Genomic DNA, 12683 nt, shown 5'->3' with positions numbered 1-12683 from the left:
TACAATAAGATGAGCAAATTTAAAATTTTCAGTATTGCTTTGTTAGCTTCAGCCGCAGTGAGCCAAGCACAAGACTTAGATCAAGCTAGAAAAGCGATTGATGCTGAACAGTATGAAAAAGCTAAGTCATTATTAAAGAGTATTATTCAAACCAAAAGTAATGGTAGAGCATCATTTCTTTTAGGGAATATATATCTAACTCAAAACATTGAGGATTCTGCAAGATTTTCTTTTGATAAAGGACTTTCTTCAGAAGAAGGGAAAATCAATAACATTGGTCTAGGTCAATTAGAATTGAATAGTGGTAATGTTGCTGCTGCAAAATCTAAATTTGATTTAGTAACCAAAGACCTTAAAAAGAAAGATGTTGAAGAGTACATCTATATTGCAAAAGCTTATATGAATTCTGAAAAACCTGACTATAAAGCAGCCATTGAAGTTTTGAATAAAGCCAAAGCTGCAAATCCAACTAATGCCTATATACAACTGGCGTTAGGTGATGCTTATTATGGTGAGAAAAATCAAAATGAAGCTTATGCTGCCTACAGAAACGCATACCAATCAGATAGTTCTTTGATTAGAGCTAAAATGCAATTAGGTGTTTTGTTAAAAGGAGCTAAAGCGTATGGTGAAGCAATTAAAGCTTATGATGAGGTAATTGCTATCAATAAAAGTTATGGTCCTGTTTACAGAGAATTAGCAGAAACCTACTATTTGTGGGCTAACAATAAACCTTCTACTTATACAGAAAACATCAAAAAAGCATTAGATAGCTATAATGAGTATATGAAATTAACAGATTATTCATTGGCATCTCGTATGCGTCATGCAGACTTCTTAATCTTAGCAAGAGATTATGTAGCTCTAGAAGCAGAAGCAAATGAAATGAAAAAACTAGATAAAGTTAATCCAAGAATTCTACGTTATTTAGGTTACTCTGCTTATGAAAATGGAAATACAGAAGCAGCTATTACAGCACTTAATGAATTTATTGCTAAAGGAACTAAAGTAATTCCTGGTGATTACTATTACTTAGGATTAGCTCTTGTAAAAAAATCAATTGGTGCAGATGGGAAAACAGTTGACGCAACAATGTTAAAAAATGGAGCAGCTGAGATTCAGAAAGCACTTAATATGGAGCCAGTTTTAGCAAATGGTTTGAACGAAATTGGTAAAAAGTATTTTGGACAAAAGTTGTATGATGTTTCTTCAGCTATTTTTGAAGCAGCAATTTCTAACCCAACGTCTAAAAACTATCTTGAAGATAATGTTTATTATGGTCTTTCTGTTTTTACTATTAATAGAGGTAAAGATGCTAAAACTATTGACCTTGTAAGTTTAGATAAAGCTGATAAAGCTATGGATAATGTAATTACAGCATCACCAACTTATCAAGAGGCTTATTTATACAAAGCAAGAATTAACAGTTCATTGGATAAAGATGATGTGATGGCAGCTACTTATCAAAAATATTTAGATATCGTATTACCTAAAGGAGACGAAGAAATAGCTAAAAATAAAGCAAAAGTTACAGAATCTTATAACAGTATTGGAGCACACTATGCTAATACTGATAAAGTAAAAGCAAAAGAGTTTTTTAGCAAAACTTTAGCTTTAGATCCAACAAATAATTATGCTTTAGAGTCTATGAAATTGTTAAAATGAGGAGAGGACCCCATAATAACCGAAACTAAATCTCCTTTAGCTACAAAAAAGAAAGTTGTAAAAAAGACAACTAAAAAGAAGAAATAACAATCAGAAACGTCCAAGAAATTGGACGTTTTTTTATTTATATATGTTAAAGTTTTGTAAGAAATTATTTCTTTAAATACTAAAGTCTTTATTTCGCAGTTATTTAGAAAAACTAACCAATAAATTTTATGCCTAAAACGTTCTACACCATTCTTGCAATTGTATTTTGCTCCTTTACTTATGGTCAAAACACCTTTAATTTAAAAGGAAAAGTAATTGATGAAGTAACCAAATTACCAATAGAATCTGCAACAGTTTACCTTTCGTCAGCCAAAGATTCTACCGTGATTGACTATACGATTACAGATAAATTTGGAAAATTTGATTTCAAATTGAAGAAAATTGACAAACCAGTTTATTTAAAAGTATCTTTTGTAACCTATGATGAGTACAAAATACCTTTAGAGAATGTAACTGCAGACAAAGATTTTGGAACTTTAGCATTAAAAGTAGCAATAAATAATCTAGATGAAGTCATCATCAAGAAAGAAACTCCTCCAATAAGAATTAAAAAAGATACTTTAGAGTTTAATGCGTCTTCATTTAAGGTACGTCCAGATGCAAATGTAGAAACATTATTAAAGCAATTACCTGGTGTAGAAATTGACGCTGATGGGAAAATAACGGTCAATGGTAAAGAAGTAAATCAAATCCTAGTCAACGGAAAACCATTTTTTGATAAAGATGGTAAAATTGCGCTTCAAAATTTGCCTTCAGATATCATCAATAAAGTTCAAGTTTCTGATACTAAAACTAAAAAAGAAGAGCAAACAGGTGCGGCGGCAAGTGCCAATACAGCGAGTATAAATCTAACCATCGATGAAAATAAAAATAAAGGATTTTTTGGTAAGTTCATGGGCGGACGTGGTTCTGATAAACGATATGAATCTAGTACTTTGGTGAATTATTTTAAAAATAAACGAAAAATTAGTGTCTTAGCATCTTCCAATAATATCAATGCAACTGGTTTTTCAATGGATGAAGTTTTTGATAATATGGGTGGCGGAAGAAATAGGAGTGTCTGGATTGGTGACAATGGTTCGTTTGGAATAAACGGAAGAAGCTTTGGCGGAAATAAAGGGATTACGCAGTCTAATTTAGTTGGATTAAATTATTCTGATGAATGGTTTAAAGATGCAGAAACTTCGTTAAGTTATTTTTATTCTGGAGCAAATTCAAAGAATACTAATAGAACAAGTTTGACTAATTTTTTACCTTCAGGAAATTTTACAACAAATTCTAATTCTAATACAAACGAAGACAGATATGTACATAATGTTACATCATTATTTGAATTTAAGATAGATTCATTAACAACAATATCATTAGAACCAAATTTCACAAAGTCTAATAACAAAAATAGAAATGTTGCCTCTCAATCATCTTTTGATGCAGCTAATGCTCTTTTAAACGAAAGTAGTTCAAATAATTTCTATGAAAACAATAATGACTCGTTCAATAATACATTGTCTTTTACCAAATCATTTAAAAGAAAAGGAAAGAGTTTGAGTTTTGTTTTTGATAATGAAAATTCAAATACAAAAGAAGATGAAATTGTTAGATCAACAACTGTTTTTTATCAAGGAACCGATCCAGATGATGTCAGGAATCAAACCAATAATTCTAAAAACATAAGCTCTAATTATAGGGCTGAAGTGGAGTTTTATCAACCAATTACAGATTCACTTCAGGTAAAATTGGGTGTAGAGTATAAAATTGATAAAAACAGAGATAGAAGAAATTCTTTTGATTTTGATGCTGCAAATGAAACTTATTCGATTGCAAATGATGAATTATCTAATGTTTTCAATTCGTTAGAAAGAACAATTACACCAAATACAGGTATAGCCTACAATAGCAAAAAAATGAATTTCAATTTGAATGTAGGAACAACTTTAATCAATTTTGATAATGATTCAGAATATTTAAATGTAAAAACCAGTTTAGAAAAAGAGTTTGTTTTACCCTATATAAACACTTATGCGAGTTATCGTTTTTCGAAAAGTAAAAATTTATGGATTAACTACAATTACTCTTACACGCTTCCAACTGCAAGACAAATATTACCTGTAGAAGATTTAGCCAATCCATTGAATACTATAATTGGTAATCCAAATTTAGATTTGAATCAAAATCACGGTATTTATTTTTCTTACAGAGATTTCGATTACGCAACGCGCTCTGGATATGGAGTTTACACAGGAGGAAATTTTTACGATAATCAAATCGTCTCTTCAACAACGTTTGATGCCAATAGAAAACGAACAACTTCATACGAAAATGTATCGGGTACATATAATTCGTGGTTTGGATTATATTGGAATAAATCGATAAAAAAAGACGCACACAAATATAGATTTGAACTAAGAGCAAACAATAATTTTGGTTTGTCTAAAGGATTTACCGATGGAGAATTGTTTAGTGCAAAAACATTTACGTTCAATCCAAGAGTTAATTTTACTTATGAATATGGCGAATTGTTAACGATTAATCCATCGTATACCTATTCTTACAACAAAACGGATTTTTCAAATTATGTAATTGAATCAGCTTCCAATTTTACACACCGATTGAATTTACAAGTTACAAGTTTTTGGCCAAAAAATTGGACTTTCGGAAACGACTTTGGATACACTTACAACTCAAACATAGCAAGCGGATTTAAGAAAGATTTCTACTTGTGGAATACCAGTTTGTCATATAGTTTTTATCAAAAGAAATTGATGGCAAAAGTAAAAGTATATGATATGTTGAATCAAAATCAAAACGCAACGAGAAACATCACTGCAACGTCGATTAGAGATGAAGAAAACGTAGTGCTAAGACGTTACGTAATGTTTTCATTAACCTACAAGCTAGAAAAATTCTCTGGAAAAGAAAAGAAATCAGGCGGAATGATGTGGTTTTAATTCAGAAATAAATTAGATAAAAATATACCCCAAAAGCAATTCACTTTTGGGGTATTTATTTTTATATATCGAAGATTTTGATTTTACCAATCACCACCTGCGCCACCTCCAGAGAAGCCTCCACCGCCAAAACCACCACCAAAACCACCACCACCAGATGAACCACCAAAACCACCACCAAAACTTCCGCCACCAGAACTTCTTCCCATATTACTCAATATGATAATATCAAGTAAACTTGGTCCTCCAGATGAATTTCCAGAGTTTCCTCCACCTTTGTTTTTCGAGGCTAAAATCATTATTACAACGAAAATAACTATGAAAAGAAGTATTGGAAAAATACTATTGTCATTAGAATCTTCAATTCTAGTGCCTTTATATTTTCCTTTTAAAACCTGAAAAACAGCATCGGCGCCTTTGTCCAATCCCTTATAGTAACTGCCTGCTTTAAATTCTGGAATTATAATTTTTCTAACAATGTCACCAGTTATCCCGGCCACAAGTTTGTCCTCAACTCCATATCCTGGTGAAATCCATATTTTTCGCTCTTCCTTTGCCAAAAGAATAAAGACACCATTATCTTGTTTTGCTTGACCAATTCCCCATTCGTGACCCCATTTTGGAGTTAAAATTCCAATATCTTCTCCATAAATATTGTCAACGGTTACGACTACAATTTGAGTAGTAGTAGAATCTGAATATTTAATTAATTTGTCTTCTAATGCTGCTTTTTCTGAAGCATTTAAAAGTTTTGCATAATCATAGACAGAAGTCTCAAAATCAGGTTTTGGTGGAATTTTAAATTGCCCAAAACCAAGCTGATGTAACAACAATAATGAAGCAATCAACAAGAATTTTACGATTCTAAAAACTAGTTGTATCATCCTTTTGATATTTCGTTAGAAAGTTCGTCAGTATCATTATCCACAAAAGGAAAATGTTTTTTAAGTTGTTCGCCTGCATTGTTAATTCCGTCAACCAATGCTTGTTTGTTGTTGCCGTTTTTAAAATGGTTTAACATGATGTCTTTGGTACAATTCCAAAAATCATCAGCAACTTTTTCATTGATGCCTTTGTCTCCATAAATTGCAAATTCTTTGCTTTTTACAGCCACATAGATAATAACACCATTTCTGTCTTTGGTGTTTTCCATTTTAAGAAGATTAAAAACCTCCACAGCTCTATTAATAGGAGCTATGGATGTTTCTTTTTCTATATGTACACGAAGTTCACCTGAAGTATTTTTTTCAGCCAAACGAATAGCTTCAACTACTTCTTCCTCTTCGGCTTTAGTTAAAAAATCTTCTACTTTTGACATTATTTTTTATCTTCTTTTTTATCAAAATTAAATTCTACTTCTGGTGCTTTTTCGGCTCCTTCAACTGCTTCAAAATAAGGTTTTTCTTTTAATCCATAAAAACCTGCAAAAATATTTCTTGGAAAAGTCAAAATGTTATTATTATACGGTTTAACGGCTTCATTAAATCGTGTTCGGGCTGTTAATATTTGATTTTCTGTGCTAGTTATTTCATCTTGCAATTTCAAGAAACCTTGATTTGCTTGTAAATTTGGATAGTTTTCAACAGTCATTAATAATCTTGATAAAGAAGATTGTGCATTATTGAATTTTTCTAATTGTTCTGATGTAATTTTGGTAGGATCAATTTTAGTTTGTGACGCTTCTGCACGTGCTTTGACAACTGCTTCTAAAGTTCCTTTTTCATAATCAGCTTGCCCTTGAACACTTTTTACCAAATTAACAATCAAATCATTTCGTCTTTGATATGCGGTTTCTACATTACCCCAACTTTCTTTAATTCCTTGGTCTAAAGTCATAGCATTATTATAAATGCCACTAGCCCAACTATATATTCCTAATACTACTACTGCTACAATTATCCAAGGCAAAAATTTTCTCATAATTTCTAATTGTTTAAAGTTTATTTATTGTTTTTGTTTATTGATTTATAAATTGTTTTTAATGTTTGTCAACTCTGCTTTGATTCCTTCAAGCTTTGAAATGATATCAAATTTATCTAAGGTTTTTTTCTGACCTTCTTTCAAATGCGTTTTTGCTCCTTCCAATGTAAATCCACGTTCTTTAACTAAATGATAAATTAGTTGTAAATTCTTCACATCTTCTTGTGTGAACATTCTATTTCCTTTGGCATTTTTCTTTGGTTTAAGAATGTCAAATTCTTTATCCCAAAAACGAATAAGTGATGCGTTTACATCAAAAGCTTCGGCAATTTCACCAATACTAAAATATAATTTGTCTTTTGATAATTCTATGTGCATTTTTTTCTATTTATTTAATTTTGAACACTGAACACTGAACACTGAACACTGAACACTAGTCTAAAGACTGATTCTCTTGATTAGCAATTTTTGAAATCGCTACGTATTCTGCTGCCGAAATGTTTCCGTAATAAAAATTAATCGGATTTGTTACTTTTCCGTCTTTGTGAACTTCATAATGTAGATGTGGCGCCTGACTTCTTCCTGTGCTTCCTACATATCCTATTATATCTCCGCGTTTTACTCGTTGTCCTGGTCTTACTTTGTACTTGCTTAAATGGGCATACAATGTTAAATAGCCAAAACCATGATTAATCTCAATATGATTTCCATAACCCGAAAGTGAATTATCTGCACTTTTCACAACACCATCACCAGTAGCATAAATTGGAGTTCCAGTTTTGGCAGTGAAATCCATTCCTTCGTGCATTTTTCTTGCTTTTGTAAACGGATCAGTTCTGTATCCAAATCCAGATGCCATATGTTTTAAATCCTCATTTTTAACAGGTTGAATTGCTGGAACAGCACTCAGTAATTTGTCTTTTGCTTTTGCTAATTTCAAAATTTCGTCCAATGATTTTGATTGAACTGCCAATGCTTTTGAAATCGCATCCACTTTTTCGGATGTATTTATAACTAATTCAGAATTATTAAATCCTTCTAATTCTTTATATCTTTTTCTGTCGATAATTCCTCTTCGTTTTTCGTTTGAAATGGGTGAGGAGTTAAAATAAACGCGATATAAATTATTATCTCGTTCTTCCAAATCGGAAGCTACTTGATCGATATCTTCAATTTTCTTATTCAAAAGAGCGTAACTCAACTTCAAATTTTCAATTTCTCTGGCTTGAATCTTATCTTTTGGTGTTTCAAAATAGGGTGTATTCATTAAAACTACAAAACAAAGAAATCCAAATAAAGCCGATGCAACCAAGAATAACAAGGCATAACCAAATTTTTCCCTTTTCTTCGGACTAATAATTCGGTAAGCTAAACTTTCTGGGTCGTAATAATACTTAACTTTCTTCGACATTTCTTAAATTATACTATTTTTGTAATCGTTTTAAGAATAACAATGGTTATACGAACAAATTTAAGAAATGTTTCAAACTAAACTATTTTTTATTTTTAAATCGTACTAATTTCGTGTATTAATATTCAAATTATGGGTGTAATAAAAGTAGAAGCTGTTTTCGATGCTACTAAATCAAAAGTTTGGGAAGCATTAACAAATTCAGAAATTATGAAAATTTGGTATTTTGATATAACAAATTTCAATTTGAATATTGGAAATAAATTCTCCTTTTATGAAGGTGAGAAAAAAGAATATCTTCACGAAGGTGAAATTTTGAAAGTGGAAGAAAATAAATTGTTACAACACACTTGGACACACCCAGAACAATCTAGTGGAACTTCTGTTTTAACTTGGAATATTGATGAGATTGATGGAAAATCAAAAGTTACATTGACTCACGAAGGTGTTGAAAGTTTTTCAGATGCTGGACCAAATTTTACTATTGCCAATTATGAAATGGGATGGAATGCTCTAGTAAAAACCAATTTGAGAAACTACCTTTACGGAATTAAAAAAATAGTTTTTACTCAAGAAATTAATGCTTCAGTAGAAACTGTTTGGAATAAAATGTGGGATAAAAAATCATATACTGAATGGACAATGCCATTTTGTGCTGGAACTTATTTTACAGGTGAAATAGAGCTAGGAAGTAGAATTCATTTTATTGCTCCAAGTTTTGAAGGAATGTACAGTGATGTGTTTTATCTTATTCCAAATAAATTGATTATTTTCAAACACATTGGAATGTTAAAAGATTTGAAAGAATTACCAATTGATGCCGAAACTGAAAAATGGACAGGTAGTTTTGAAACCTATAAATTAAATGAAGAAAACGGTGTTACAACAGTAACTGCCGAAATTGATTGCGTTCCTGAATATATCAATTACATGAACGAAAAATTTCCATTAGCATTACAAGAATTAAAAAAAAATATCAGAAAATAAATAAAATCCAAATAATGAAATCGCAAGACATTAGAAAAGCTTATCTCAATTTCTTTGAATCAAAAGGACATTTAATTGTTCCATCGGCACCAATTGTGCTTAAAGACGATCCAACCTTGATGTTTAATAACTCAGGAATGGCCCAATTCAAAGAATACTTTTTAGGAAATGGAACTCCGAAAAGTAGAAGAATAGCCGATACGCAAAAATGTCTTCGTGTTTCAGGAAAGCACAATGATCTTGAAGATGTAGGTTTTGACACTTATCATCACACTATGTTCGAAATGCTTGGAAACTGGTCTTTTGGAGATTATTTCAAGAAAGAAGCATTGGATTGGGCTTGGGAATTTCTTACCGAAGTTTTAAAATTAGACAAAGACCGTTTGTACGTTTCTGTATTTGAGGGAAATCCTGCAGAAAATGTTGCTTTTGACCAAGAAGCTTGGGATATTTGGAAACAATATGTTCCAGAAGATCGTATCATTCTTGGAAATAAAAAAGATAACTTCTGGGAAATGGGAGATCAAGGTCCGTGTGGTCCATGTTCAGAAATTCATATCGATTTAAGAACCGATGCTGAAAGAGCTGCAGTTTCTGGTAGAAGTTTAGTAAATGCCGATCATCCACAAGTAGTTGAAATTTGGAACAACGTTTTCATGGAATTCAACAGAAAAGCTGATTGTTCGTTAGAAAAACTACCAGCACAACACGTTGATACCGGAATGGGATTTGAGCGTTTGTGTATGGCGATGCAAAATGTAACTTCCAATTATGATACGGATGTTTTCACTCCGCTAATCGAAAAAGTAGAACAAATTACAGGATTAAAATATACTTCAAACGAAGTTAAAAACGTTTCAGAAGAACAAAATAAAACTAACATAGCTATTCGTGTAATTGTTGATCACGTTCGTGCGGTTGCCTTTGCAATTGCTGACGGACAATTACCATCCAACACTGGTGCAGGTTATGTAATTCGTAGAATTTTGCGTCGTGCGATTCGTTACGGATTTACATTTTTGAATACTAATGAACCTTTTATCAATAAATTAGTTGAAGTTTTAGCTAATCAAATGGGCGAATTTTTCCCAGAAATCAAATCGCAACAGCAATTGGTTACTAATGTAATCCGTGAAGAAGAAGCTTCGTTTTTAAGAACTTTAGACCAAGGTTTACAATTGTTAGATAAAGTTGTTGCTGAAACATCAGGGAAAGAAGTTTCAGGAGCAAAAGTTTTTGAATTGTACGATACGTTCGGATTTCCAAAGGATTTGACTGCGTTAATTTTAAAAGAAAAAGGATTTTCATACAACGAATCAGATTTCGAATCGGAATTACAAAAACAAAAAGCGCGTTCTCGTGCAGCTTCAGAGGTTTCTACAGAAGATTGGTCAGTTTTAATTCCAGGAAACGTAGAAACTTTCGTAGGTTATGACCAAACCGAAAACGAAGTAAAAATCACTAGAATTCGTAAAGTAGATTCAAAAAAAGATGGAATTTTATATCAAATTGTTTTAGACAACACAACATTTTATCCTGAAGGTGGAGGACAAGTGGGAGATAAAGGAACCTTAGTTTCTGCTAACGAAACCATTGATATTATTGATACTAAGAAAGAAAATAATTTAATATTACATTTTGCAAAACAACTTCCAGAAAATATTGAAGCAGGATTTGTAGCAAAAGTAAACACCGATTTAAGAACGTCAACTTCTAAAAATCACTCGGCTACGCATTTGATGCATTTAGCATTGAGAAACATTTTAGGAACACATGTGGAACAAAAAGGTTCGTTAGTAAATCCAAATTACTTGCGTTTTGACTTTTCGCATTTTTCTAAAGTTTCTGATGACGAATTACGTCAAGTTGAGGCAAGTGTAAATGAGCAAATCGAAGCACAATTGCAATTGGTAGAGCACAGAAATATTCCAATTAAAGAAGCTTTGGAGAAAGGCGCAATGGCTTTATTTGGAGAAAAATATGGTGATTCAGTAAGAATGATTGAATTTGGCGAAAGCAAAGAGCTTTGTGGTGGAATTCACGTAAAAAATACTGCAGATATTTGGCAGTTCAAAATCATTTCAGAAGGTGCAGTTGCCGCAGGAATTCGTCGTATTGAAGCAATCACTGGAGATGCTGTGAAAGATTTCTACAAAAATCAAGAAACAACTTTGGCAGAAATTAAGGAAACTTTGAAAAATCCACAAGATATTTTAAAATCGGTTGCTTCATTGCAAGACGATAATGCAAAGTTGAAAAAACAAATTGAGCAATTATTAAAAGAAAAAATAGACGGATTAAAAAATACGTTAGTTTCAGATTTTCAAGAAATAAACGGAATTAACTTTTTAGCTAAACAAGTTGATTTGTCAATGAGTTCAACTAAAGATTTAGCTCAAGCTATTGGAACATCTAAACCAAACTCATTCGTGTTTTTAGCTTCGGTTGAAGATGACGCTCCTAATATTCACTGCTACATTTCAAAAGAATTGGTTACAGAAAAATCATTAAATGCTGGAAATGTAATCAGAGAATTAGGTAAATACATTGACGGAAATGGTGGAGGACAGCCATTCTTCGCATCTGGAAAAGGAAAACATGTTTTGGGAATAAAGGATGCTTTGGAGAAAGTGGTTGAGTTTGTGAAATAGATAAACAGAAAAATGTAAATTGTAATCCTGATTTGTTTTTAACTTATCAGGATTGTTTTTTTTATATATTTGATAATAATTTTGAAAGTGATATAAATCTCATGAACTTCACCACTAAAATACCTATTCAAAAGTCAAATTTTCCTATAGATTATAATTCTAAAATTATTTCTATTGGTTCGTGTTTTGCTGAAAATATGGGAGAAAAATTTGAGTATTTTAAGTTTCAAAATTGTGTAAATCCTTTTGGAATTATTTTTAATCCAATATCTATTGAAAATCTTATAAATAGAGCTGTAAATAAAATTGAGTTTACAGAAAAAGACATTTTTTTTCATAACGATTTATGGCATTGTTATGAAGTTCATTCCCTTTTAAGTGATACTTCTTCAGAATTGATGTTGGAGAAATTAAATAAAATTTTACATTTTTTTAGAACTCAAATTATAGAAGCATCTCATTTTATTATTACTTACGGAACCTCATGGATTTATAGAAATAAAGTTTCTAATAAAGAGGTAGCTAATTGTCATAAAGTACCACAAAATCAATTTGATAAGGAAGTTTTATCTGTTGAAATTATTGAAAAATCAATTGAGGATTCAATCAAATTAATTCAGAAAATAAATCCAAAGTGTAATTTTATTTTCACCATTTCGCCAGTGCGACATATAAAAGATGGATTTGTAGAAAACCAAAGAAGTAAAGCGCATTTAATTACTGCTCTGCAAAAAGTTGTCACATTAAGCCTGTCGAAGTGCAACTATTTTCCTTCCTATGAAATTATGATGGACGAACTTCGTGATTATCGATTTTATGCCGATGATATGCTACATCCAAGTCAGTCGGCTATCGATTATATTTGGATAAAATTCTTTGAAAGTTATATTTCAGAAAATGAATTTGCAACGATGAATCAAGTTTGCGAAATACAACGAGCATTGAAACACCGACCATTCAATCCTAATTCTGAAAATCATCAAATATTTTTAAAAAAAGTGAATGAAAAAATTCGTACTTTAGTCTCAAGATATCCGCAAATACAATTTTAAA

At 31.4% G+C, this 12683-nt stretch carries 10 protein-coding genes; 5 read left to right on the top strand and 5 right to left on the bottom strand.

Going from position 1 to position 12683, the window contains the following annotated elements:
• The first annotated feature begins 9 nt into the window (after window positions 1-9).
• Window positions 10-1665, top strand: a complete 1656-nt coding sequence (locus tag ABD771_RS02925; protein ID WP_345090405.1) for a tetratricopeptide repeat protein — start codon at window positions 10-12, stop codon at window positions 1663-1665.
• 215 nt (window positions 1666-1880) lie between these two features.
• The gene (locus ABD771_RS02920; RefSeq protein ID WP_345090402.1) at window positions 1881-4661 is read left to right on the top strand and encodes an outer membrane beta-barrel protein; all 2781 of its coding nucleotides are present in this window, start codon (window positions 1881-1883) and stop codon (window positions 4659-4661) included.
• Between the two features lie 83 nt (window positions 4662-4744).
• On the opposite strand, the gene ABD771_RS02915 is transcribed toward ABD771_RS02920, so the two are convergent.
• From ABD771_RS02915 to ABD771_RS02895, 5 genes are read right to left on the bottom strand one after another with little or no spacing between them, the layout of a single operon-like run.
• The gene (locus ABD771_RS02915) at window positions 4745-5545 is read right to left on the bottom strand and encodes a TPM domain-containing protein (protein ID WP_345090399.1); all 801 of its coding nucleotides are present in this window, start codon (window positions 5543-5545) and stop codon (window positions 4745-4747) included.
• Window positions 5542-5979 (bottom strand): TPM domain-containing protein, encoded by a 438-nt coding sequence (locus ABD771_RS02910; RefSeq protein ID WP_345090396.1) that lies wholly within the window; start codon window positions 5977-5979, stop codon window positions 5542-5544. Before ABD771_RS02910 ends, ABD771_RS02915 begins: the two co-directional genes overlap by 4 nt.
• The gene (locus tag ABD771_RS02905) at window positions 5979-6581 is read right to left on the bottom strand and encodes a LemA family protein (protein WP_345090394.1); all 603 of its coding nucleotides are present in this window, start codon (window positions 6579-6581) and stop codon (window positions 5979-5981) included. The genes ABD771_RS02910 and ABD771_RS02905 overlap by 1 nt, the downstream gene beginning before the upstream one ends.
• Window positions 6582-6626: 45 nt before the next feature.
• The gene (locus ABD771_RS02900; RefSeq protein WP_298120414.1) at window positions 6627-6959 is read right to left on the bottom strand and encodes a MerR family transcriptional regulator; all 333 of its coding nucleotides are present in this window, start codon (window positions 6957-6959) and stop codon (window positions 6627-6629) included.
• Window positions 6960-7014: 55 nt separating this feature from the next.
• The gene (locus ABD771_RS02895) at window positions 7015-7992 is read right to left on the bottom strand and encodes a M23 family metallopeptidase (RefSeq protein ID WP_345090391.1); all 978 of its coding nucleotides are present in this window, start codon (window positions 7990-7992) and stop codon (window positions 7015-7017) included.
• A 132-nt stretch (window positions 7993-8124) separates the two neighbouring features.
• On the opposite strand from ABD771_RS02895, the gene ABD771_RS02890 reads away from it, so the two are divergent.
• The 3 genes from ABD771_RS02890 (at window position 8125) to ABD771_RS02880 (ending at window position 12682) form a co-directional block, all read left to right on the top strand.
• Window positions 8125-8979 (top strand): SRPBCC family protein, encoded by an 855-nt coding sequence (locus ABD771_RS02890; RefSeq protein ID WP_345090388.1) that lies wholly within the window; start codon window positions 8125-8127, stop codon window positions 8977-8979.
• Window positions 8980-8993: 14 nt separating this feature from the next.
• Window positions 8994-11630 carry an alanine--tRNA ligase gene (gene alaS / locus ABD771_RS02885; protein WP_345090385.1) on the top strand — a complete coding sequence of 879 codons (2637 nt, stop codon included), beginning with the start codon at window positions 8994-8996 and terminating at the stop codon, window positions 11628-11630.
• Between the two features lie 101 nt (window positions 11631-11731).
• Window positions 11732-12682: a GSCFA domain-containing protein gene (locus ABD771_RS02880; protein WP_345090382.1), complete on the top strand. Its 951-nt coding sequence runs from the start codon at window positions 11732-11734 to the stop codon at window positions 12680-12682.
• Window position 12683: the final 1 nt, after the last annotated feature.

Source organism: Flavobacterium chungnamense (assembly GCF_039539165.1).
GTDB classification, from domain to species: Bacteria; Bacteroidota; Bacteroidia; order Flavobacteriales; family Flavobacteriaceae; genus Flavobacterium; species Flavobacterium chungnamense.
This window is presented reverse-complemented; position numbering and strand designations above follow the sequence as displayed.

What these genes read in the sequence shown, in the direction of transcription:
- ABD771_RS02925 (WP_345090405.1), top strand. Translation starts at nt 10, where the DNA reads ATGAGCAAATTTAAAATTTTCAGTATTGCTTTGTTAGCTTCAGCCGCA.
- ABD771_RS02920 (WP_345090402.1), top strand. Translation starts at nt 1,881, where the DNA reads ATGCCTAAAACGTTCTACACCATTCTTGCAATTGTATTTTGCTCCTTT.
- ABD771_RS02915 (WP_345090399.1), bottom strand. Translation starts at nt 5,545, where the DNA reads ATGATACAACTAGTTTTTAGAATCGTAAAATTCTTGTTGATTGCTTCA.
- ABD771_RS02910 (WP_345090396.1), bottom strand. Translation starts at nt 5,979, where the DNA reads ATGTCAAAAGTAGAAGATTTTTTAACTAAAGCCGAAGAGGAAGAAGTA.
- ABD771_RS02905 (WP_345090394.1), bottom strand. Translation starts at nt 6,581, where the DNA reads ATGAGAAAATTTTTGCCTTGGATAATTGTAGCAGTAGTAGTATTAGGA.
- ABD771_RS02900 (WP_298120414.1), bottom strand. Translation starts at nt 6,959, where the DNA reads ATGCACATAGAATTATCAAAAGACAAATTATATTTTAGTATTGGTGAA.
- ABD771_RS02895 (WP_345090391.1), bottom strand. Translation starts at nt 7,992, where the DNA reads ATGTCGAAGAAAGTTAAGTATTATTACGACCCAGAAAGTTTAGCTTAC.
- ABD771_RS02890 (WP_345090388.1), top strand. Translation starts at nt 8,125, where the DNA reads ATGGGTGTAATAAAAGTAGAAGCTGTTTTCGATGCTACTAAATCAAAA.
- alaS (WP_345090385.1), top strand. Translation starts at nt 8,994, where the DNA reads ATGAAATCGCAAGACATTAGAAAAGCTTATCTCAATTTCTTTGAATCA.
- ABD771_RS02880 (WP_345090382.1), top strand. Translation starts at nt 11,732, where the DNA reads ATGAACTTCACCACTAAAATACCTATTCAAAAGTCAAATTTTCCTATA.